Genomic DNA, 21438 nt, shown 5'->3' on the forward strand with positions numbered 1-21438 from the left:
TGGGGGGCGGGGGTCAATGGCGGGGTTCGTGCTCATGGGTCCTCGTCGAAGTCGGCGACGCCGCGCTTCCAGTAGCCCGTGATGTCGTAGTCGGCCCTGGCCAGCCGCAGTTCGTCGCGGACCCAGCGGCGCAGCGGCTTGAGCACCCCGGCTTCACCGGCGAGCCACACGTACACCCGTTCGTCCGGCGGGACCTCGGCCCGCCGCACCGCGTCGGCGAGCAGGCCGATGGTGCCGGGCGCGGCGGCGCCGCGATGCAGCCAGCACACCTCGACCCCTTCCGGCGGGTCCAGCCCGATCTCCTCCCGGGCGTCGGCGACCTCGATGAACGCCCAGCCGCGGGCCGTACGGGGCAGTTCCTCCACCCGCCGCGCGATCGCGGGCAGCGCGGTGATGTCGCCGCCGAGCAGGTAGCGGTCGTAGGGCGGCACGATCAGGCCGCCGGGCGGGCCCGCGACGTGGACGATCTCACCCGGGCGCACCGCCCGCGCCCACGCGGCGCCGAGCCCTTCGGTGCCTCCGGCGCCGTGCAGCGCGATGTCGATGTCGAGTTCCCGGCCGACCGGGTCGTAGCGGCGCACCGTGTACTCGCGTGACGTCGGCGCCGGCCGCGGCCAGCGCAGCAGGTCGCCGTCGGGCTCGGGCAGCCGCAGGCTGCCGTCGTCCTCAGGGAAGATCAGTTTGACGTGCTCGTCCGGCGCGTGCGACTCGAACCCGTCGACGCCGGGCCCGCCCAGCGTGACCCGCACCAGGCCCGCACCGACCATGCCGGTGCGAAGCACCTCGGCCGCGCAGACGCGGATCGGGTAGCGGACCTTCGCGGGCACGGTGCCCGCCCGCACCTCGGCGATCCTGGCCAGGTGCCCGGTCACTGGTTCACCCCCGCCCGGGCGGGCACGGACAGTGCGGAGAGCACGTCGGCGGTGGTGGTGACCACGCCGCAGCGCTGCGCCACGTACTCGCAGGCCCTGTCGTGCCAGGCGCGGGAGAAGTCGGCGACCGCGTCGGCGACGAAGAAGGCGCGTATGTCGCGCATGAACGCCTCGACGGCCGTGGCCTGGCAGCCGATGTGCGCGTACACGCCGGTGATCAGCAGCTGATCGCGCCCCCGCGCGGTAAGGGCTTCGTGGAACGTGCTGCGCTGGAACGCGCTGTAGCGCCACTTCACCAGCACCGTGTCCACGGGTTCCGGTACGAGGTCGGTCACGATGTCGGCGGCGCGCGGGTCGTCGTCGATGACGGCGCCGATGCCCGGTCCCCAGAACTCGGTGAGCAACCCGCGGTCGGCGTCGGCCTGGCGGCCCGGCTGCGCGGTGTAGAACACCGGCACCCCGGCCACGCGCGCCGCGGCGAGCAGGCGTGCGGTATTGGCCGTCAGTTCGGGGATCGGCGACCCGGCAAAGGGAGCAAGGAAGTAGCGCTGGGCATCGTGGACCAGCAGAGCCGCCCGCGCCGGCTCAAGTGGCCAGCGCACCCGGCCGGTGGGCAGTTCGGCCGCCGCCGGCAGCGGATACGGTGCGATCTTCGGCAAGGACATCGGTCACCCTTCCTTCTCCTGGGCGGCCAGCGCCGCCCGCAGATCCCGCTTGCTGGTCTTGCCGACCCCGGTGACCGGGAACGCGTCCACCACGCGCACCAGGTCGGGCACCTTGAACGCGGCCACCCCGCGCTCGCGCACGAACTTGCGCAGCTGAACCCCGGTCGGCGCCGCACCGTCCGCGGGCACCACGTAGGCGCAGGTGCGCTCACCGAGGTAGGCGTCGGGGACCGCGACGACGGCCGCGTCGAGGACGTCCGGATGCGCCATCAGGTGGTTCTCCACCTCTTCGGCGGCGACCTTCTCACCGCCCCGGTTGATCTGCTCCTTGACCCGGCCGACCACTTCCAGGTGCCCGGTCGCGGTGCGCCGCACCAGGTCCCCGGTGCGGTAGAAGCCGTCCGGGGTGAACGCGACCTCGTTGTGCCCGCCCGCGCGGTAGTAGCCGCGGATGGTGTACGGGCCCCTGGTGAGCAGCGCGCCGACCGCGCCGTCGGGCACCACGTCGGTGGACGCGGCCAGCGGGTCGTCCGGGTCGACCACGCGGATCTCGTCGTCGGGCGATATCGGCCGGCCCTGGGTGCCCAGCACGATCTCGTCCGGGTCGTCCAGGCGGGTGTAGCAGACCAGCCCTTCGGCCATGCCGAACACCTGCTGCAACCGGCAGCCCAGCGCGGGCCCGATCCGTTCGGCCAGCTCCCGCCCGCACTTGGCGCCGCCGACCAGCAGCACGTCCAAGGAGGACAGGTCGCAGCCGGTGCGTCCCGCCGCCTGCACCCAGGCCGCGGCCAGCGGCGGCACCACGCCGGTGATCGTCACCCGTTCCGCCTCGATCAACGGGAACACGGTGTCGGCGTCCGGACGCGGTGCCAGCACGACCTTGGCGCCGGCGTGCAGCGCTCCGAGCACCCCCGGCGAGCTGAGCGGGTAGTTGTGCGCGGCCGGCAACGCGGCGAGGTACACGCTGTCCGGGGCCAGCGCGCAGATCCGCATGCTTTCCCGCACGCTGTAGAGGTAGTCGTCGTGAGTGCGCGGGATCAGCTTCGGCAGGCCGGTGGTGCCCCCGGACAGTTGCAGGAACGCCACTCCGGCCGGGTCCGGGTCGGGCAGCTCGCGGGGCCGCGCGGCGGACAGGTCGCCGAACTCCGCCGAGCCGACCACGTGAACCGCCCGCAGCGACGGCACCGCTCCGGCCACCGCGCGCGCGGTGGCCGCGTGGTCGTGCCGCTCGTGCTCGCCGACCGTGATCACCGCGACCGCCTCCGCCTGTCCGGCAATGTGCCGCAGTTCGCTGTCGCGGTGCGCGGGTAACGCGAACACCGGCCACGCGCCCAGCCGCCACAGCCCGAACACCACGGGCAGGAACTCCGGCACGTTCGGCAGTTGCACCAGGACGCGGTCCCCTGCCCGGACCCCGGACTCGGCGAGGCCCGCGGCGATGCGGTGTGCGCGTTCGTCCAGTTCGGCGTAGGTCCACCGGGTCTCGCCGCCGACCACCGCCGTCCGCTCGGCATGGGCCGCCGCCAGCGCGGTGAGCAGCGCTCCGAAGGTCTGGCCGCGCCAGTGGCCGGCCGCGCGGTAGCGGGCGGCGGTCTCCGGCGGCCACGCGACGACGTCCGCGCTCACGAGGGCGTCCCCTCTCCGAGCGCCCGCAGCAGGGTCTGGAACTTCGCCGTCGTCTCGTCGAGCTCCCTGTCCGGGTCGGAGCCGGAGACGATGCCCGCGCCCGCGTGCAGCCGCACGATCCGCTCGGACACCTCGGCGCTGCGGATGGTGACGACCCACTCCCCGTCCCCGGAGGTGTCGGTCCAGCCGACCAGTCCCGCGTAGTAGCCGCGGTCCGCCGGTTCCAGCGCCGCGATGGCGTCCCGCGCCGCGGCCGGCGGCACCCCGCAGACCGCGGGGGTCGGATGCAGCGCCTCGGCCAGGCCCAGCGCGGAGGAGGTGGGGGCGGCGGGGGCCGCGAGCGTACCGGTGATCTTCGTGGACAGATGCCACATGGTCGGTGTCCCGATGACCGACGGCTCGGCGGGCACGTCCAGGTCCACGCAGAACCGGCCGAGCACGTCGGCGACCCCGGCCGCCGTGTGCGCGTGTTCCGCTCTTTCCTTCTCGGACGCCAGCAGGGCGGCGACGCGCCGCCGGTTCTCCGCGTCGTCGGCGCACCGGGGCAGTGACCCGGCGAGCGGGTTGGCCACGACCTGGTCACCGCGCCGGGACACCAGCAGTTCGGGGCTCGCGCCGACCAGGGTGCGCGGCGCGGGGTCGCCGGGCGCGCTGACGTCGATGGCGAACGCGTGCGCGGCGGGGTCCGCGCGCACCAGGCGGGTCAGCAGCGCGGGCACCGAGACCGGTCCGTCCGCGGCCAGTTCGAGGCCGCGGGCCAGCACCACCTTGCTCAGCTCGCCGCCGTCTATTAACGCCAGCGCACGGCGCACGGCGTCGGTGTAGCAGCCGGGCTCCGGCCGGGGCCTGATCGACCAGCGCCGCGCGGGCGCGTCGGGCACCGGAGCGCCGACGGGCGCGCCCGCGCGCCGCACCACTGACGGGACGACCAGTGTGGCCGACGCCTCCGGGCGGAACCCGAGCGCGCCGATCACCACCGGACCCGCCGCCCCGCCGACGGCCGCCGCCCCGCCGACGGCCGCCACCTCGGCGAGTGCCGCCGCGGCCGCGGTCGCCCGGTTCCCGGGGGCGCCGCCGACCACGGCGTCCACCCCGTCGGCGAGGAGGGTGCCACGAGTCGAAGAGAAGTAGTACGAGCCGGGGAGATACGCGGCCAGCAGGTCGGCGGCGCGGTACACGGGGCGGGGGCGCGTCAGCGCGGATACCGACACAGGAGGTTCCTTTCCGTCGATTTCAGGCTGGCGGACCTAAAATCGACGCGATCAGTGGGAGCTTGACGATCAGTGGGAGCTTGACGGTTAGTGGGAGCTTGACGGTTAGTGGGAGCTTGGCGATTAGTGGGAGCTTGCGGTCACGCCCGCAGAGTGGCGCCGCCGTCGACGTAGATGTTCTGCATGGTGATGTGCCGGGCGTGGTCGGAGGCCAGGAACAGCACCGCGTCCGCGATGTCCGCCGGTTCGGCGACCCGGCCGAGCGGGATGCCCACCCGGAATCTGTCCGGGTCGCCGTGCAGCACCCGGCTCTCCGCGTCCTCGTCCGTCCACAGCAGGCGCATCATGGCGGTGTCGGTGGATCCTGGGGAGACCGCGTTGCAGCGCACACCCGCACCGGCCACTTCGAGCCCCAGGCACCGGGTCAGCATGGTCGCCGCCGCCTTGGACGCGGCGTAGGCGGCCATCCCGGTACGGGGTACGCCCGCCGCGTTGGAGCCGACGGTGACCAGCGCGCCGCGCCGTCGCCCGGTCATCCGCCGGGCCAGTTCCCGCAGCACCGTGAACACGCCGGTGACGTTCACCGCGAAGGTCGCCGCCCAGTCCTCGTCAGAGGTCTCGCAGACCGTCGCCGGGCGCAGGATCCCGGCGACCGACACACCGATGTCCACCGGGCCCAGCCGATCCTCGGCCGCTGCGATCGTCGCGTCGACCGCCGCCACATCCGTTACATCGGCGGGGAACGGCATCACCCGATCGGCGCACCGGGCGGCCAGCCGGGTCAAGCCCTCGGTGTCGACGTCGACGGCGGCCACGGTGGCACCGGCGTCGGCTAACGCCCTTGCCACAGCGGCACCGATGCCACGGCCCGCGCCCGTGACCAGCGCGTTCTTCCCGGCCACGCCTGGCCAGCTCTCTGGCAGCGCCACTCGATTCTCCTCATTAATTAGGTTAGGCTCGCCTAACGTAGCGAGACCTCAAGCGGGCGTACAGACCTAATCCGGCCCAATCGGACGACGCACCCCAAACCGCGCCACGCCCGCCCTGATGCGAAGGTGGCCACGGTGGATGGGCGCCAGTGGCGCCCGAGCTGGGCATCATCAGAGCCCGGCCAGTTCGGGGAGCCGGCGCCCAGATCGAGCGGGGCGTTGGTCACCGTGCAGGCGAACCCGCGCCGCCACGGGTTGACCTCGTCGGCGACGCGTTCATCGCCGAGGACGCCTTCGCCGCCGAGATAATGCGGATCGCCCGAGACGACAGAACGGCAAGGGCGGTGACCACTTTTCCCTCTTGATAGAAAAGTTAGGCTAACCTAACATCATCTCATGTCGCGCAGCTCGCCTCCCAAATCGGCATAGATGGCAAATCCGTTGCCGTGCACACGTCGAAGACGACTGAAGACATGGCATCAAGGCACCGAGCCGATGATGAACCCGGCCGAGCACGTGAAATCGCAGAATCCCGGCATGGTCTCGGACATGTTCGTCGAACGCGCCGCCGCACACGGCTTTCGCGGTCGGCGGTTGAGCACCGGCCGCCGCATTGTCCACATCAGACTGATTGGGAGGCCGCATGGCCGAGGATAAGGCAGGATCGGCATTGGACGCGGATCGGCTGCGCGCAGACGTCGCGAAACTGCTCGGCGAAGCACCCGAGAACATCGATTCCTCGGCCAACCTGCTGGACCACGGCCTGGACTCGATCCGCATCATGAGCCTGGTCGAGCGGTGGCGTGAAGAGGGCGCCGAGATCACGCCCCTGGAGCTCGCCGAAGCGCCGACGCTGGCCAGCTGGATCGAGATGATCGGGCGAAAAACGGCGGCGGGATGAGTGCCCAGATCACGGCCACGCCGGCCGCTAGTCGAGGCCACCGGGTGGTGCTGCTGAGACCGTCCCCGTAGACGCGTCACCGGCGGAAGCAGCGCTTGCACCGTCCCCGTGCCCAACCCTGCGTCTACGGCGAAACGTCATGGGTTCTCAATTCAGGCTCGGATGCAGCGCGGCGAACAGGTGCAAGGAGGAGATTTCGGGGGAGGCGAGCCTCCCGGTTATCTGTGTGCCGAGGTGCCACCTCGTAGCGGTCTTCGCCAATGCAGGCCTGTCCTGAATGGTCAGCTCCGCGCAGTAGGGACTCAGCTCGCCCGCGACCGCATCGACCACGTCACCAGAATCGGTCGCGGGTGGTCGTCGGCCACCCGATCCAGCGTGGTGCGCATCCGCATCAGCATGGTTGCGGGGTCGCGGGCGTTGCAGCTCGGTAGTGTCTCCAGCACGCCCTGAGCGAGCAGAGTGTGCCGGGGCGAGCGAAAGTAGAACGAATGGCCCGGCCTGTACCCGTCTAGCGGGTCGATGCCATGAGACGCCTGCCTTACGCTGCTCAAATGCTCGTCCGTTCCGTGAGCGACTCGGGGGCGCAACGCAGCTGCTGTCGAGACGATCGTGCTTGGCCGCGGCTGGCTATGGCGACGTGTCAGTTCCACCCTCGGCAGTGGGACTGGGCGAGTGCGATGAGGGTCCGGGTGGTGGTGGCGACCTCGGAGAGGGCCACGCACTCGTCGGGGGTGTGCATGCGGGCGATGTCACCTGGGCCGTACTGGACTGTTGGAATACGGCCGAGACCGGTGAGAAGGCGTAGGTCGCTGCCGTATGGGGCGCCCCAGACGGCCGGAGTGGCGCCGGTGACGGCGGCGTGTGCCTCGGTGAGCCGGTTCAGCAGGTCGCCGTCCGCGGGGGGAAGGCGCCCGGAGGCGAACCGGCCGCCCCACCACTCGACCTCCACAGGATGGCGGCGCAGCCATTCGTCGGAGGCGCAGACGTTGGCCACCGTTTGCTCCAGCGCTCGCCGTGCGGCCTGCTCGGGCTCGCCCAGGGCGACGCCGATGCGGCCCTCGGCGATCAAGTCCCCGGGGACCGTGGACGACCAGTCACCCGCGTGGACGGTTCCGATCTCGATCGCGTATGGGAGGTCCCACCGTTCCATCAGAGTGTCGACGCTCGTGTTTCGGCGGCGTTCCAGCGCTCGCAGCGCGGCGAAGAGCGGCAAGAATTTCTCTATTGCACTTACCCCGTCGTAACGCCGGGCGGCGTGGGCTGCGCGACCGCGTATCCGGAGGCGGAAAGTCAGCGAGCCCGCGTTCGCGGGGACGACGTCCAGCCCGGTGGGTTCAGGGATGACACAGGCGTCAGCCCGCCAGCCACGCTTGAGGAGGGCATAGGTTCCCATGCCACCGTCCTCCTCACCGGGCACACAGGCGATCAGGACGTCACCGCGTAGCCGCCGACGGCGCAGCGCGCGCATCGCGAACAGCGAGGCGACCAGGCCGCCCTTCATGTCGCAGGCGCCGCGTCCGTACAGCAGGTCGCCGTTGATGCGGCCGCTGAAAGGGTCGTCGCTCCAGGCGGACGGGTCACCGGCCGGGACGACATCGACGTGGCAGTTCAGCATGAGGGAGGGGCCGCCACCGGTGCCGGGCAGGCGGCCGACGAGCCCCCAGGCCCGGGTTCTCGCGACCTCCATGCCGGGGAAGTCGGTCTCGGCGGTGACCTGGTTCAGGGGGATGGGCCAGTGGTCGACTTCCAGGCCCTCGGCTCGCAGCCACGTCGCGAGTCGGTCCTGGATCTGTGCTTCCGCGGCTGAGCCGCCGATGCTGGGGATGCGGACCAACTCTGCGAGAAGTTCGGCCATGCCCGCGACATCATCTCGCGTGACGCCGGTGGCGATGGTCACGGGTGGTCCGTGAGGTAGCCGCCCATCGTCTGGAAGAACTCGGTGGCGGGCAGGTCGATGTCGTCGTCGGTGCGGACTCTCTCGATGACGAGGCCGTGGTTGCGTCCGCGGTGAGCGTCCGCGCCGGCGACGATCACCACGCCGTCGCCTTCGCGAATGAAGACACGTCCCGGCGTGCCTCCGTAGACGCCCTTGGAGACTGATGCCTTCAGCACTCGGACGCGCTGCCCCTTGTAGTGGGTGAAGGCGTTGGGGTAGGGGTCGGACTGCGCGCGGACCAGGCGTTCGGTGTCTTCGGCGGGCCAGGCCCAGTCGATGCGGCTGTCCTCGATCGAGCGTTTGTGGAAGAAGCTGGCCCTGGTTCGGTCCTGCGGGGTGAAGTCGGTACGACCGGAGGCGAGCAGGTCGAGCGCTTCGGTGACGATCGGACCGAGCAGGTCGACGGTGCGGTGGAACAGGTCGGTGGCGGTGTCGGTGGGGCCGACCGGGACCGCGCGCTGGACGACGATGTCGCCGGCGTCCAGTTCGTCGTTCATCATGTGCGCGGTGACCCCGACCTCCTTCTCGCCGTTGATGAGCGCCCAGACGATCGGGGAGAAGCCTGCATAGGCGGGGAGCAGCGAGTCGTGGATGTTGAGGGTCCCGCGCGCTGGAAGGTTGAAGATCTGTGGCGGGATCCAGGTCCGCCAATTGTTGGCGACGATGAGGTCGGGGTCGGCGGCTTTGAGCCGGCCCATCAGTTCTTCGTCGTCGGGACGGTTGCGCAGCAGTACGGGCACGCCGTGCTGGGCGGCCAGGTCGGCGACCGAGTCGTCCCAGATCTTCTCGTAGGCGTGGTCGCTCTTTGGGTGCGTCACGACAAGTAAGACCTCGTGTCCGGACTCCAGCAGCGCCTGGAGGGTCCGGTGTCCCCATGTCTGGTAGCCGAACATCACGACCCGCATGCGGCCTCCTTGTGCGGACATTCAGTGGAGGTTAGGCTCACCTCCGTTAGGTGAGCCTAACCTAATCGAAATGTCGCACTGTGGGAAGCCTAGAGATGTGCGCGATGGGCCAGGACGCGTCGCGTACATCGGTTTCGCCCTGCCCGGAACCCACGACTCCCGACCAAAGCTGTCCGCCCCCTGGAAAGGCTCTTCCATGCCCCCCTCGGACATGCACGTTTACGATCTCATCGGCATCGGCTTCGGTCCGTCCAACCTCGCCCTGGCCATCGCGCTGCGGGAACGGCGGGCGCAGACCGGCGATGCGGTGGACGCGGTGTTCCTCGAGAAGCAACCGGCGTTCGGCTGGCACCGCGGAATGCTCATCGAGGGCACGACCATGCAGGTGTCCTTCCTGAAGGATCTGGTCACGATGCGCAACCCGGCGAGCGGCTTCGGCTTTCTCAGCTACCTGCACGACCGTGGTCGGATGGCCGACTTCATCAACCACAAGACGATGTTCCCCTCGCGGGCGGAATTCCACGATTACCTGGAATGGGCCGCAGTCGCATTCGACGAGCAGGTCGAGTACGGCTCGGAGGTCGTCGGCGTGACCCCGGTCGTCGTCGACGGCGCCGTCGAGTACGTCGACGTCGTGGTGCGGCAGGGCGGCTGCTCCGACGAGCTGACCACGCGGCGCGCTCGGAACCTGGTGATCGCCGCGGGGCTGGAGCCGGTCCTGCCCGACGGGACCGCCGAGAGCGAGCGGATCTGGCACACCGAGGAACTGCTCGACCGCGTGACCGGCCTGCGCGACCCGCGGCGGCTGCTGGTGGTGGGCGCTGGTCAGAGCGCCGCCGAGGCCACCGACTACCTGCACCGCACTTACGCCGACGCCGAGGTCTGCGCGGTCTTCACCAAGTACGGCTACACGCCCGCCGACGACAGCTCGTTCGCCAACCGTGTCTTCGACCCGGAGGCGGTCGACCACTTCTACGCGGCGTCCGACGAGGTCAAACGGATGCTGATGGACTACCACCAATCCACCAACTACTCGGTGGTCGATCTGGAGCTCATCGACGAGCTCTACCGGCGGCACTACCAGGAGAAAGTGGCGGGCGAGGAGCGGCTGCGCATCCTCAACGCCTCGCGGATCGTCGACGTCGCGTCCGATGGCGCGGGGGTGCGGTCCACGGTGGAGTTCCTGCCGACCGGCGAACGCACCACGCTGGACGCCGACGTCCTCGTCTACGCGACCGGCTACCGGCCGTGCAACCCGCTGAACCTTCTCGGCGGGGTGGGAGAGTACTGCTTGCGACACACCGACGGCGCCGTGCGCGTGGAGCGTGACTACCGCATCGCCACCAGCGGGGCGATGAGCTGCGGCATCTACCTGCAGGGCGCCACCGAGCACACGCACGGCATCGGCTCCACGCTGCTGTCCAACACCGCCGTCCGCGCCGGTGAGATCGCCGATTCGATCGGCGAACGCCTCGGTTCCCTCGACCGGAACCCCTACGCCGTCCGCTGACCTGTCGACGAACCTCCGCCGTCCGGGTCAAGCGTTGTGCCTGCAGAGCCCGGCCCCGCGCCGGGCTTCGCGGCGCAGTGCGGCGGGGCCGCCCCGGGGTTAGGGGGCGGTGCCTTTGTCGTGCGGCCGTCCGTGTTGGCGTCCCATGGGATGCCCAAGGACGTGCGGCTGACCGGGTCGGGGGTCACCTGGCAGCGAAGCCCGAAGACGTCTGCGGCCACCGTCGGCGTCCCGATCGTCACCGGCGACAGGTGCACACACTGCGCGATCCCACCCGCGGCGGACTCGCCTCCGCACTCAACGAACTCGCCGAGACCGCCGCCTGCGAACTGCTCGGCCTGGCCCCCCTGCACGTGGCCAACGAGGGCTGCCTGGTCGCCTTCGTCGCACCGACCGCGGCCGACGCCGTCCTGCACGCGATGCACACCCGCCCCGAAGGCGCTCGCCGCCCGTGTGATGGGCAGCCTCGCCGATGAGCATCCCGGCCGCGTCCACATGCGGACTTTCATCGGCGGTGTCCGCGTCGTCGACATGCTCGTAGGCGAACAACTCCCACAGGTGACCGACCGTTCGGGGAGACGCCCTCGTCCCGCTATCGGTTCCGGGGTCATGGTGTGCCGGGGGCATCGCGCCGTTCGGTACGGCCGATGAACGAGCCGGATCAGATTCCTGTACTCCGGCACCCCGAACCGGCGCGATCCCGACAAGCGGACAGACGTGTATAAATCTGCATTGTGTTCTTTGCGAAGACCGAAGCGAATCGCATTATTGAGCTTGCGAATCGATTATTCCAAACAATTTAGGATAGCCTGTCCTTGCCGAGGATAGGCTATCCTAAATAAGGTCGCCCTAAGCAATCGGAGTGCTTTAGAGATCCTTTCACATAGTGCGACGGTGGCCATTTGCGTGATCATCTAAGTTCCTAACGCTGTGACCTCAAACAACGTTCTGAACCGCAGGTGCGCGGCTTGCTTCTTCCAAGAACATTAGAAAGTCGGTCGCGATGTGAAACCGGGATGTGGCAATTGTCCATCTACTGGTCGGCCGAAGATCGTCACGCGGCCGATCGTACGTTCGGTGCCATGACCTGTGTCTTCATGCAGACTTCGCTGTTCCGTCGACGCATCTTGGGGCCTTCTTGTTGAGAATCTCAGCTTCATCTTTTCTGGCTCGGATGAAGACGCCGAAGCCTCCGATGGTGCAGTCCATGCAATGAATTCGTCCGGGAACGGATATTCAACTCGAAATTTCAGGGCTGGTGAGGATCTGCCGGCCGTGCCAGCGTCAGCTACATGGAAGGTGACAGCCAGATCATCGGGCTGCTCAACGAGCAGCTCACAGCGGAACTGACGGCGATCAACCAGTTCTTCCTGCACGCCAAGATGCAGCAGGACTGGGGCTACGTGCGGCTCGCCAAGCACTCGCGCAAGGAAGCCCACGAGGAGCTGGAGCACGCCGAGCGCATCACCGAACGAATCCTTTTCCTGGAGGGAACTCCGAACTACCAGAAACTCAACGCACTGCGGATCGGGCAGGACGTCCCTGAGCAACTCCGGAATGACCTGGCCCTGGAGATGGAGACCGTGACCCGGCTGCGCCCCGGCATCGCGCTGATGCGTGAGCGCGGCGACGTCACCTCCGCCCGGATCTTCGAGGAGATCCTCGCGGACGAAGAAGAGCACGTCGACTACCTGGAGACCGAAGTGGGCCTCGTCGAGTCCCTCGGCGAGCTCAACTACTTGCAGCGCCTCACCGACGCGCCTGGAGAGGACTTCGCCGAGCCCGTCTAAAGCCCTGCGACGACCGACGGGCCCGCGCCGACGCGGGTGTCGCGGCCGTCCCCCCGCTCGCACCCGGGCGCCGAGGATCAGCTTGGTTTCCGACCTGACCCGCTTTCAGGCCGGGGGCGGGATGACCTTGGCGGCCGGGTGCACGTCCACCTACCCCATGTCGACCCGACCCGCCTGTGAGGACGACGGCGACCGCCGCGAGGCCCGGACGACCTGGTGCGCACCGTCCTGCCGATCCCGTGCCTTTCGCCCGGTGCCCCGTGCGGACCAAGCGGCCGGCCGCCCGACTGAGCACCGGAGTCGGCGGTTCCGTTAGCCGGCTGGGCCGGGTGCCGGTCCTCGGCGACGCCCCGTCGCTTCCCATATGGGAGGTGCCGCTGCTCGTGCGGGGACGGAGACATGAAGTTGTGGCGAGACCGTGGGCATCCCGCACATGCCCGTCACATCGGCCGCCCCCACCTCCGTCCCGGCCGGCGTGGCCGGGCACGTGCAGACCCGCCGCGGCGCCGGAAGCCTGAGCTGGACGAACGACTGACCGCCGGTTACCGGCCGCCCCACAGCGGATCCCATCAAAGAAGGAGCATGATCGTGACCAAGACCCTCCCCGCCGACGGCACGGGTACCCGTGCCGCCCCCCTGGAGAACGGCTGGTGCTGAAGATCACCGAGTAAGATCCACCTGGCTAGTGGGCTCCGCAGGTCCGTCCGCCACGCCGCTCGGTAGCTGACCGAGGACGCGAGCCTCTCGAAAATGCGGAAGGAAACTCGGGTCAGGCCTCCCAAGCAGGTGGAAGCCCCGCAGCGCTGGCCACGCACCCGCAATGGAAGCGGCACCCCTGCCTAACTCTCCGCCCGCTCGCCCGGCCCTCCGACCAAGCCGATCACCGCGCCTGAGAGACGATCATGCGGGATCGGGCGTATCGATGACGGGATCAAGCGTGCCAAGAACGGGATCATTTTGGGTGTGACCTGGAGAAACGCGGGTTGCGGGTTCGCCCTCCAAGATCACGCAGATCTACGAGGGCACCAACCAGATCCAGCGCATGGTCATGGCCTGCCAACTCCTCAAGTAACCCGCCATTCCCACGCACGAACCGGCGATCGCGGGATGATCTCCGGTTCCGTCTCAGTTCCGGGCGGCGACGAGCCGGGCCGCCGCATCCGCGCGTCGATCGCCTGCCCGGCACAGTCGTAGCGACCTGACCCGCATGGAGGGGCGGAGTAACGCAGCGTGCACGCTGGATCCTTATGGCCGGCCCAGTGCCGGACGCCGTCACCGTCGGTCGGGGTCGGCGAGGTGGGTGACGACGGTCTGTGTGATGGCCGCGAGAGTGTCGATCTGGTCGTCGGTGAGCAGGTCGATGAAGTGCCGGCGGACGGATTCGACGTGCGGCGGTGCGGCCTCGACGATCGCGCGGAGACCCGTGTCGGTGAGGACGACGAAGCAGCCGCGGCGGTCGGCGGGCGCGTCCTCGCGGGCCACCAGGCCGCGGTTCTCCATGCGGGTGATGTGGTGGGAGAGCCGGCTCTTGGACCACAGGATCTGCGCGGCCAGGTCGTTGAGCTGCTGCCGGTGCCCCTCGGTCTCGGAGAGCGTGGACAGGACGTCGTAGTCGGCCTCGGACAGCCCTGAGTCGCGCGCCAGGTCACGGGTGAACTGCAGGTCGAGCAGGGCGCGCATGCGCCGGTAGCCCCGCCAGGCGCGGTCCTCGGGCTCGGTGAGCCAGCGCGGTTCGGACACGGGGCTCATCCTACCCGATGGTTGACGTGTCATCTAACGCATCCTATGATGTTGACATGTCAACCAGGAGGTCGCGATGCGAGTTCGTCTGGTGAACCTCTACGCGGGGCTGATCCTCTTCGGGGTCAGCATCGCGCTGCTGCTCAAAGCAGGACTGGGGCTGGCCCCGTGGGACGTCCTCCACCAAGGCCTGGCCGAGCGGACCGGGCTGCCGATCGGCCTGGTGGTCAACGTGGTGGGAGCGCTGGTGCTGGCCCTGTGGATCCCGCTGCGGGAGCGGCCGGGCCTCGGCACCATCAGCAACGTGCTGGTCGTCGGGCCGGCCGCGCAGCTCGCGCTGGTGCTCCTGCCGGAGCCGGGAGATCTCGCGGCGCGGGTCGCGCTGCTGATCTCCGGGGTCGTGCTGAACGCGATCGCCACCGGCCTCTACATCGGCGCGAGCCTCGGTCCCGGGCCCCGCGACGGCCTGATGACCGGGCTGGCGCGACGCGGCGTGTCGATCCGCCGGGCGCGTACGTCGGTCGAGGTGTCGGTGCTGGCGGCCGGGTGGCTGCTGGGCGGCACCGTCGGCGCCGGGACGGTGCTCTACGCCGCCGCCATCGGCCCCCTGGCACAGCTCTTCATTCCACTGTTCACCGTGAAGCGCGCCGAGGAGCACGTCGAGGAGCGTGCCGTCGAGGCCGCGAAGACGCCGGTCGGCGTCCGATGAAAGGGAGTCTCATGAATGCTCTGAAGTTCGGGCTGGACGTGCCGGCATCGGCGGCGCCGGGAAGCGACCCGGTCCGCGAGGCGGCGGAGGCCGAGCGGCTCGGCTTCGACTTCGTCTCCGCCTCGGACCACCCCTGCGGCGCCAGCCCGTCGTTCGAGACGTGGACGATGCTGGCGTGGATCGCCGCGGCCACCACGCGGATCCGGGTGGCCACGCGAGTGCTCGGCGTGCCGTACCGGCCGCCGGCGATGGTCGCCAAGATGGCCGAGACCTTCGACCGGCTTTCGGGCGGCCGGCTCATCCTCGGGCTGGGCGGCGGGTACTCCGACGAGGAGTTCCGGGCGTTCGGGCTGCGGGTCCCCTCGCCGCGGGACAAGATCGACGGCCTGGACGAGGCCGTCGCGATCACCCGCGGGCTGTGGTCACGGCCGGCGTTCTCCTTTGACGGGCGCCTCTACCACACCGACGCCGCCGACCTGGAGCCCAAGCCCGACCGGCGCATCCCCATCTGGCTCGGCACCTTCGGCCCCCGCGCGCTGGCGCTCACCGGCCGGGTCGCCGAAGGCTGGATCCCGTCGTACGGGCTCGTACCGCCCGACGCGATCACCGGCCCGCGCGACCGGGTGCTGGCCGCGGCCGAGGAGGCAGGTCGCGATCCCGGCGACATCGTGCTCGCGTACAACATCGAGGTCCGGATCGGCGCGGGAGCCGGGGATCTGACCGGAACCCCCGAGCAGGTCGCCGAGGGCCTGACCGCCTGCGTGAAGCTGGGCTTCACCGCCCTGAACGTCAAGCCCACCGGGCCGGACCGCGCCGAGCAGGTCCACCGGCTCGCCGAGGAGGTCATCCCGGCCGTCCGCGCGGCGGCGTGACCTCCCCTGAGCGCAAGAGCCGCCGCCGTCCAAGCTGGGGCGCACCCGGTGCGGGACGCGGACGTCACCGCCCGCGTGCGGCCCGAAGTCGTTCCCGCCGGCAAAGCGACCATCCGATTACACGGTCGGCAGGCGGACTTCGAAGAGTGCGCCGCCGTTGGGGGCCTCGCCGACGGTGAGGTCTCCGCCGTGCGCCGTCACGAGGTCTCTGGCGATGGCGAGGCCGAGTCCCGCGCCGCCCTCGTCGCGGCTGCGGGCGTCGTCCAGGCGGACGAAGCGCTCGAAGATCCGCTCGCGGTCGGCGGGCGGCACGCCGGGGCCGTCGTCGGCGACCCGCACGACCGCCGTGCCCGCCTCCTCGCGCAGCGACAGCCGCACGGCCCCGTCCGCGTGCCGTTCGGCGTTGTCGAGGAGGTTGCCGATCACCCGCGAGAGCCGTCCGGGCACGCCCATGACCCGCGGGTCGGCCTCGATCGACGCCTGGACGGGGATCCGGTCGCCCGCCGCGCGCCGGTCCAGCTCGGCCCGGACGAGGCGGCCGAGCGCGACGGGGCGCTCCGGCGGACGGTCGCCCGCGTCGATCCGGGCGAGGAGCAGCAGGTCGGCGGCCAGGTCCTGGAGGCGCACGACGTCCTCGACCAGGCCGTCCACGTCGAGGAGTCCGGGATGCGCCGCCGCGACCTCCAGCTGGGTGCGCAGCGACGCGATCGGGCTGCGCAGCTCGTGCGAGGCGTCCGCGACGAACCCACGCTGCTTGGCGACGGAGTCCTCCAGCGCGGCGAGGGTCGCGTTCGTCGTGGCGGCCAGCCCGGCGATCTCGTCCCGCGACTCGGGCACGGGCACCCGGCGGGCCAGGTCCCCGGCCGCGGTGATCTCGGCCAGCTCCGCCCGGACGCCTTCCACCGGGCGCAGCGCTCGCCGCGTGACCAGCCAGGTCACGCCCGCGACCACGGCGAGCAGCAGTGGCAGGCCGGCGAGCATCGCCCGGGTGACGGTGCCGACCGCGTCCCGCGCGGCGGCAAGGTCCGCGCCCGCGTAGACGGTAACGGTCTCGTTCGCGGGCGTCGTCGCCTCGACCGCGGCGAACCGGTAGTCGGCGGTGCGGCCGTCCACGGTCGCGCTGCCGGTGGAGAAGCGCGGACCGTCGTCCGACACCTCGCCGCGTCCGGGATCGTCGTCGGAGTCGGAATCGCCGTCATCGTCGGAGTCGTCGCCCTGGGGCGGGGACGGGTCGGGCCGCACGTCCGGCGAGCCCGTCCCGCCGATCGCGTCCAGGTCCTCGCCGGCGGCGCGCACGCGTCCGCGCTCGTCCACGACCTGGACCGGGTGGTCGTCGGCGTCCGGCAGGTCGAGGCTCCGGTAGGGGACGCCGGTCGCGAGCTGCGACGCGACGTCCCGGGCCGCGACCTCCGCCTCCAGGTCGGCCTGCCCGCCGAGGTTCGCGCGGAGCAGCAGCACCACCGCCAGCCCGGCCGCGACTAGCGCGACCGCGACCACGGCGGTCGCGCCGAGCGTCGTCCGCGCCCGGACGGACGAGAGCCGCCGCGGCACGTCAGGCGCCCCCGTCCCTGGCCAGTCTGTATCCCGCGCCGCGCACCGTCGTGATGGACCTGCGCCCGAACGGGACGTCCAGCTTGCGGCGCAGCGCGCTCACGTACACCTCGACGATGTTGGGGTCCCCGTCGTAGGCGAAGTCCCAGACCGCCTCCATGATCTGCGTCTTCGACACGACCCGGCCCGCGTTCGAGGCCAGGTGCTCCAGGACGGCGAACTCCTTGGCGGTCAACTCCACCTCCGCGCCGCCGCGGAACACCCGCCGCGCCGCCGGGTCGACGACGAGGTCGCCCAGCGCGATGGCCGGGGCGGCGCCGCGCGTCCGGCGGCGCAGGAGTGCGCGGATGCGGGCGACCAGCACCACGTACGAGAACGGCTTGGTGAGGTAGTCGTCCGCGCCGGTGTCCAGGCCCTCGGCCTCGTCGTACTCGCCGTCCTTGGCGGTCAGCATCAGGATCGGCGTGTCGTCGCCCGCGGCCCGCAGCGACGCGCACACCCGGTAGCCGTTCATCCCGGGCAGCATGATGTCGAGGACGATCAGATCGAACTCCCCGCCGAGCGCCCGGCCGAGCCCCTCCGCGCCGTCATGGACGGTCTCGACCACGAACCCCTCGGCCGCCAGTCCGCGGGCGAGCGACGCGGCCAGGCGTTTCTCGTCCTCCACGAGCAGCAGGCGCATGCCCACAGCCTGCCAAACCGTCCCTGAAGAAGGCTTCAGGAAGCTTCAGGGCGGCTACAGGAACCCCCGGCATCGTCGATGGCGCACGGGGCGGCCGGATCCGCCGGCCGCCGGACGCGACACCTGGAGGGTGCAATGAGGATCGACGCACGGCGGTTCGTCTCCGGACGCGGGCTGCTGGTCACGGTGGTCGCCGCGGGCGTTCTCGCGGGTGGGGGAGCGGCCGCCGCGTTCGCGGCCGACGACGGCCCCGGGACGCCGGCGCCCCCGTCCGGCGGCGCGTCCCCCCGGTCGGGGAGCCCGGTCACGGCGGCGGAGGCGGCGGCCGCGGCGCTGAAGGCGTCCCCCGGCACGATCGAGGAGATCGAGCTGGACGACGATGACGACGGCAAGCGCGCCTGGGAGATCGACATCCTCGGCACCGGCGGCGGCTGGCGGGAAGTGACCGTCGACTCCCGCACCGGGAAGATCCTTTCCGACCGCGCGGCCCGCCCGGACGACGACGACGGCGATGACGACGACGGCGCTCCGTCCGCCGCCGCGTTGCGGAAGGCCCAGGTCAGCGCGTCGGACGCCGCTGCCGCCGCGCTGAAGGCGGTTTCCGGCGCCGTGACGTCCGTCGACTTCGAGCGGGACGACGGCAAGTCCCGCTGGGAGGTCGACGTCAACGGCCCGGACGGGAGAGAGCACGAGCTGACCGTGGACGCCGCCACCGCCAAGGTTCTCACCAACGAGACAGACGAAGACGACGACTGACGGGCGAGGGGCCGGGAACGGAACCGCGTATGAGCGCAGACAGGCCCGGCCCCGGCATCGACACGAGCGTCCCCCACGTGGCGCGCATCTGGAACTACTGGCTCGGCGGCAAGGACAACTATCCGGTGGACCGGGAGGTCGGCGACCAGATCCTCGGGATGCTCCCGGACGTGGCGCGCCTCGCCCGCGCGTCCAGGCTGTTCCTCAACCGGGTCGTCTGGCATCTGGCCGCCGAGGCCGGCGTCCGCCAGTTCATCGACGTCGGGTCGGGCCTGCCCACGGTGGACAACACCCATGAGGTCGCGCAGCGGGCGGCGCCCGAGTCGAAGATCGTCTACGTGGACCACGACCCGCTCGTGCTGCGGCACGCGCGGGCGCTGCTCACCAGCACGCCCGAGGGCGAGACCGCCTACGTCCACGCCGACCTGCGCGACCCCGACCGCATCCTGGACGCCGCCGCGCGGACCCTGGACTTCGACCGGCCGATCGCGTTCACGCTGATGGGCGTCCTGGAGTTCATCCCGGACGACGACGAGGCGTACGCGATCGTCCGGCGGCTCATGGACGCGGTGCCGCCCGGCAGCCACTTCGCCATGTCCGACGGGACGAACGTCGTCCACGGCGAGGCGTCCGACCGGATCGTCGAGGTCTGGAACGCGTCCGGGAACGCGCCGCTGGTCCTGCGCACCCCCGAGCAGCTCGGGCGGTTCTTCGACGGCCTCGAGGTGCTGGAGCCGGGCGTGGTGCCCGTGACGCACTGGCGTCCGGACGGCGGCTCCGAGCCGAACGCGGTGGACGCGTACGGCGGCGTCGGCCGCAAGCCGCGGGATTGACATGCAGCCGTCCGGCTGCCTATTGTGAAAGGCAACCAGATGGCTGCATATAGGGACGGTGCATGGACGACGTCTTCAAGGCGCTCGCCGACGGGAACCGCCGCCGGCTGCTGGACAGCCTCAACACCCGCAACGGGCAGACCCTCCGGGAGTTGTGCGCCGGGCTGGACATGGCCCGGCAGTCGGTCAGCAAGCACCTCGCCGTGCTGGAGGACGCGGGCCTGGTGACGACCATGCGCCGAGGACGCGAGAAGCTCCACTACCTCGACGCCGCCCCGATCAACGCCATCGCCGACCGCTGGATGAGCCGGTACGACCGCGAGCGGGCGAACGCGCTCGCCGACCTGAAGACCGCATTGGAGCAGGACACGATGAGCGAATTCGTCTACACCACCTACATCCGCACCACACCCGAGCGGCTCTGGCAGGCGCTGACCGACCCGGCCTTCACCCGCCGCTACTGGGGCGTCTCCTTCGAGACCGACTGGACCCCCGGCTCCACCATCACCTGGCACGAGGAGTACGCGACGATGGCCGACCCGGAGCAGGTCGTCCTCGAAGCCGACCCGCCCCGCCGCCTCGCCTACACCTGGCACACCTTCACCGAGGAATGGGCGAAGGCCGTAGGCGTGGACGAGGACACACGCGCCAAGCTCCTCGCCGAACCCCGCTCCAAGGTGACCTTCGACATCGAGCCGTCCGGCGAGACGGTCAAGCTGACGGTCGTCCACGAGGCGGGCGACGCCCTCCTGGACATGTGCCGCCACGGCTGGCCGCCCGTCCTGTCCGGCCTGAAGACCCTCCTGGAAACAGGCGAACCCCTCCCCACCGAATAACGGGAAATGCCCCCTGGCCGTGCGTGGGCTGGGGTTAGAGGCGCCTGCCGTTGCTGCCGGGTTCTTCTTCGCCGTCGGTGGTGTGCTCGGGTTCCAGGTACTCGTCGTCGGGCCAGAGGGTGTCGGCGAGGCAGGCGAGGTACTCCTCGTCGGCGGGGTCGAGCTCGGCGGTCATCGACTCCGGGTGGACGGCGGGGGAGGCGCCGTGGGGCGGCGGGTCGGGGTCGAGAGCGGGGGAGTGGCGGGCGGGCACGGGCGGCATGGGGCGGAGCAGGTTCGGCAGGCAGAGGCCGAACAGGGCGGCCAGCGCCACGAGGACCAGGACTGTGAGCACACCACACCGTCCTTCCGCGGTCGAGTTCCACATGATTCTTGCGTAAGGAGCAAAACAGTTGAACGCTACCGGGACGACCCTTCGGATGGGAGCCCGACATGCTGACCGCCGGAGACAATGGGCCCGTGGAGTCTCAGGTGGACGCGCGTACGCGGGAGCTGGCCAGGATCGTCTGGGACCATCTCGTCCTGTCCGAGCCCCTCTCCAAGGCTGACGTGATCCTCGCGCTGGGCAGCCACGACACGCGGGTGGCGGTGCACGCGGCGCGGCTCTGGCACGAGGGGTGGGCGCCGCTTGTGGTCATGTCGGGCGGACGCGGCAAGGTCACGTCGGCATGGGAGCTGACCGAGGCGCAGGTGTTCGGACGCGTCGCGCGCGAGCACGGTGTTCCGGAGCGGGCGCTGCTGCTGGAGGAGACCGCGACGAACACGGGGGAGAACATCACGGCGTCCAGGCGGCTGCTGAAGGAGCGCGGCGCGGCGGTGGGGAGCGGGATCCTGGTCGCCAAGCCGTACATGACGCGCCGGGCGCTGGCCACGGCGCGGCGCCAGTGGGCCGGGGTGAGCTGGTCCGCGTCCGCGCCCGAGCTGGGGTTCGAGGCGTTCGGCGAGGACGAGCGGCAGTTCATCGAGCTGATGGTGGGCGACCTGCAGCGCATGGTCGTCTACGCGGAGCGGGGCTTCCAGGTGCCGATGCCCGTCCCGGCGGCGGCGTGGGCGGCGTACGAGGAGCTGGCGCGGCTCGGCTACGACCGGCACGTGATCAGGTGAACGCCGGGCG

The 21438-nt window shown here is 70.7% G+C and carries 22 protein-coding genes; 10 read left to right on the forward strand and 12 right to left on the reverse strand.

The annotated features are described in order from the left end of the window. Window positions 1-32: 32 nt before the first annotated feature. From ACH35V_RS28280 to ACH35V_RS28300, 5 genes are all read right to left on the reverse strand, one after another. Window positions 33-872, reverse strand: coding sequence for a siderophore-interacting protein (locus ACH35V_RS28280; protein ID WP_395976689.1), 840 nt, complete (start codon window positions 870-872; stop codon window positions 33-35). After that, window positions 869-1537 carry an isochorismatase family protein gene (locus ACH35V_RS28285; protein ID WP_395976691.1) on the reverse strand — a complete coding sequence of 223 codons (669 nt, stop codon included), beginning with the start codon at window positions 1535-1537 and terminating at the stop codon, window positions 869-871. Before ACH35V_RS28285 ends, ACH35V_RS28280 begins: the two co-directional genes overlap by 4 nt. A 3-nt stretch (window positions 1538-1540) precedes the next feature. After that, on the reverse strand, window positions 1541-3163 hold the full coding sequence (locus tag ACH35V_RS28290; protein WP_395976693.1) for a (2,3-dihydroxybenzoyl)adenylate synthase: 1623 nt from the start codon (window positions 3161-3163) through the stop codon (window positions 1541-1543). Continuing rightward, the gene (locus ACH35V_RS28295; RefSeq protein WP_395976695.1) at window positions 3160-4374 is read right to left on the reverse strand and encodes an isochorismate synthase; all 1215 of its coding nucleotides are present in this window, start codon (window positions 4372-4374) and stop codon (window positions 3160-3162) included. Before ACH35V_RS28295 ends, ACH35V_RS28290 begins: the two co-directional genes overlap by 4 nt. Before the next feature lie 140 nt (window positions 4375-4514). Then, the gene (locus tag ACH35V_RS28300) at window positions 4515-5303 is read right to left on the reverse strand and encodes a 2,3-dihydro-2,3-dihydroxybenzoate dehydrogenase (RefSeq protein WP_395976697.1); all 789 of its coding nucleotides are present in this window, start codon (window positions 5301-5303) and stop codon (window positions 4515-4517) included. A 643-nt stretch (window positions 5304-5946) separates the two neighbouring features. Here ACH35V_RS28300 and ACH35V_RS28305 point away from each other — a divergent pair. Further along, on the forward strand, window positions 5947-6204 hold the full coding sequence (locus tag ACH35V_RS28305) for a phosphopantetheine-binding protein (RefSeq protein WP_395976699.1): 258 nt from the start codon (window positions 5947-5949) through the stop codon (window positions 6202-6204). Between the two features lie 147 nt (window positions 6205-6351). On the opposite strand, the gene ACH35V_RS28310 is transcribed toward ACH35V_RS28305, so the two are convergent. The 3 genes from ACH35V_RS28310 to ACH35V_RS28320 all read right to left on the reverse strand — a co-directional run bounded on the left by ACH35V_RS28310 (window position 6352) and on the right by ACH35V_RS28320 (window position 9045). After that, window positions 6352-6534, reverse strand: coding sequence for a chorismate-binding protein (locus ACH35V_RS28310; protein ID WP_395976701.1), 183 nt, complete (start codon window positions 6532-6534; stop codon window positions 6352-6354). A 310-nt stretch (window positions 6535-6844) separates the two neighbouring features. Beyond that, window positions 6845-8101 (reverse strand): ArgE/DapE family deacylase, encoded by a 1257-nt coding sequence (locus ACH35V_RS28315; RefSeq protein WP_395976703.1) that lies wholly within the window; start codon window positions 8099-8101, stop codon window positions 6845-6847. Next, window positions 8098-9045: a methionyl-tRNA formyltransferase gene (locus tag ACH35V_RS28320; protein ID WP_395976705.1), complete on the reverse strand. Its 948-nt coding sequence runs from the start codon at window positions 9043-9045 to the stop codon at window positions 8098-8100. The genes ACH35V_RS28315 and ACH35V_RS28320 overlap by 4 nt, the downstream gene beginning before the upstream one ends. A gap of 211 nt (window positions 9046-9256) precedes the next feature. Here ACH35V_RS28320 and ACH35V_RS28325 point away from each other — a divergent pair, with 211 nt between their 5' ends. From ACH35V_RS28325 to bfr, 3 genes are all read left to right on the forward strand, one after another. Beyond that, window positions 9257-10555: a lysine N(6)-hydroxylase/L-ornithine N(5)-oxygenase family protein gene (locus tag ACH35V_RS28325; protein ID WP_395976707.1), complete on the forward strand. Its 1299-nt coding sequence runs from the start codon at window positions 9257-9259 to the stop codon at window positions 10553-10555. Window positions 10556-10806: 251 nt separating this feature from the next. Beyond that, window positions 10807-11031 carry an AIR synthase-related protein gene (locus tag ACH35V_RS28330; RefSeq protein WP_395976709.1) on the forward strand — a complete coding sequence of 75 codons (225 nt, stop codon included), beginning with the start codon at window positions 10807-10809 and terminating at the stop codon, window positions 11029-11031. Window positions 11032-11847: 816 nt separating this feature from the next. Then, window positions 11848-12345, forward strand: coding sequence for a bacterioferritin (bfr, locus tag ACH35V_RS28335; protein WP_395976711.1), 498 nt, complete (start codon window positions 11848-11850; stop codon window positions 12343-12345). Window positions 12346-13617: 1272 nt separating this feature from the next. Here the strand turns inward: bfr and ACH35V_RS28340 are convergent. Further along, window positions 13618-14085: a MarR family winged helix-turn-helix transcriptional regulator gene (locus ACH35V_RS28340; RefSeq protein WP_395976713.1), complete on the reverse strand. Its 468-nt coding sequence runs from the start codon at window positions 14083-14085 to the stop codon at window positions 13618-13620. Between the two features lie 76 nt (window positions 14086-14161). On the opposite strand from ACH35V_RS28340, the gene ACH35V_RS28345 reads away from it, so the two are divergent. Together ACH35V_RS28345 and ACH35V_RS28350 are read left to right on the forward strand one after the other, a co-directional pair. After that, complete coding sequence (locus ACH35V_RS28345) at window positions 14162-14794, forward strand: YitT family protein (protein ID WP_395976715.1); 633 nt, start codon at window positions 14162-14164, stop codon at window positions 14792-14794. Between the two features lie 11 nt (window positions 14795-14805). Further along, window positions 14806-15666: an LLM class flavin-dependent oxidoreductase gene (locus ACH35V_RS28350; RefSeq protein WP_395976717.1), complete on the forward strand. Its 861-nt coding sequence runs from the start codon at window positions 14806-14808 to the stop codon at window positions 15664-15666. Window positions 15667-15783: 117 nt separating this feature from the next. On the opposite strand, the gene ACH35V_RS28355 is transcribed toward ACH35V_RS28350, so the two are convergent. Together ACH35V_RS28355 and ACH35V_RS28360 are read right to left on the reverse strand one after the other, a co-directional pair. Beyond that, window positions 15784-17217 carry a sensor histidine kinase gene (locus ACH35V_RS28355; protein WP_395976719.1) on the reverse strand — a complete coding sequence of 478 codons (1434 nt, stop codon included), beginning with the start codon at window positions 17215-17217 and terminating at the stop codon, window positions 15784-15786. 1 nt (window position 17218) lies between these two features. Further along, entirely contained in the window at window positions 17219-17899 is a 681-nt protein-coding gene (locus ACH35V_RS28360) for a response regulator transcription factor (RefSeq protein WP_395976721.1), read from the reverse strand. A gap of 135 nt (window positions 17900-18034) precedes the next feature. Between ACH35V_RS28360 and ACH35V_RS28365 the strand changes: the two genes are divergently transcribed. From ACH35V_RS28365 to ACH35V_RS28375, 3 genes are all read left to right on the forward strand, one after another. Next, on the forward strand, window positions 18035-18655 hold the full coding sequence (locus ACH35V_RS28365; RefSeq protein ID WP_395976723.1) for a PepSY domain-containing protein: 621 nt from the start codon (window positions 18035-18037) through the stop codon (window positions 18653-18655). A gap of 29 nt (window positions 18656-18684) precedes the next feature. Continuing rightward, a complete protein-coding gene (locus ACH35V_RS28370) occupies window positions 18685-19488 on the forward strand; it encodes an SAM-dependent methyltransferase (protein ID WP_395976725.1) in 804 nt (267 codons plus the stop codon). 62 nt (window positions 19489-19550) lie between these two features. Further along, window positions 19551-20324 carry an ArsR/SmtB family transcription factor gene (locus ACH35V_RS28375; protein WP_395976727.1) on the forward strand — a complete coding sequence of 258 codons (774 nt, stop codon included), beginning with the start codon at window positions 19551-19553 and terminating at the stop codon, window positions 20322-20324. Window positions 20325-20358: 34 nt separating this feature from the next. Here the strand turns inward: ACH35V_RS28375 and ACH35V_RS28380 are convergent, their stop codons facing one another. Continuing rightward, the gene (locus tag ACH35V_RS28380) at window positions 20359-20658 is read right to left on the reverse strand and encodes a hypothetical protein (protein ID WP_395976729.1); all 300 of its coding nucleotides are present in this window, start codon (window positions 20656-20658) and stop codon (window positions 20359-20361) included. A gap of 125 nt (window positions 20659-20783) precedes the next feature. On the opposite strand from ACH35V_RS28380, the gene ACH35V_RS28385 reads away from it, so the two are divergent. Further along, a complete protein-coding gene (locus tag ACH35V_RS28385) occupies window positions 20784-21428 on the forward strand; it encodes a YdcF family protein (RefSeq protein WP_395976731.1) in 645 nt (214 codons plus the stop codon). Window positions 21429-21438: the final 10 nt, after the last annotated feature.

Origin of the sequence: Actinomadura sp. 1N219 (assembly GCF_044326405.1) — a bacterium.
Classification (GTDB): domain Bacteria; phylum Actinomycetota; class Actinomycetes; order Streptosporangiales; family Streptosporangiaceae; genus Spirillospora.